Source organism: Streptomyces sp. 4F14 (genome assembly GCF_048159485.1).
Lineage (GTDB): Bacteria > Actinomycetota > Actinomycetes > Streptomycetales > Streptomycetaceae > Streptomyces.
The window spans coordinates 1-448 of the sequence record NZ_JBLRVY010000134.1; the positions used below are offsets into that span (position 1 = coordinate 1).

Here is a 448-nt window from a genome sequence, read left to right on the forward strand (position 1 = left end):
TCGTCCACCTCCAGCAGATCGCCGCGTCCCACCTGGAAGCGGCACGCGGCGGAGCGCGCTGATGCCGGCCACGCTCATCACGACGCCCACCTTCGCGCGGCATTCGGCGCGCCCCTGGCAGATCCTGGACGAGGCCGGGGCGGGACCGTTCCGCCCCCGCGCCGACACGGCCCTGCCCGCCGTCGAACTCCTCACCCACGCCACCGGAGCGGACGCCCTGGTCGTCGGCATGGACACCATCACCGCCGAGGTAATGGACGCCGCGCCCCGTCTCAAGGTGATCGCCAAGCACGGCGTCGGCGTGGACACCATCGACGTCGCCGCGGCCCACGCGCGCGGCATACCGGTGGTGTGCGCACCGGGCAGCAACTCCCGTGCGGTGGCCGAGTACAGCTTCGGCCTGCTCCTGTCGGCGGCGCGCTCCCTCACCGCCTCGCACATCGCGGTG

General features: G+C 73.4%; 1 pseudogene. It reads left to right on the forward strand.

Annotated elements, in window-relative coordinates:
• Positions 1-61: 61 nt before the first annotated feature.
• A pseudogene (locus tag ACLZOT_RS49990) lies at positions 62-448 on the forward strand (hydroxyacid dehydrogenase); the annotation flags it as partial.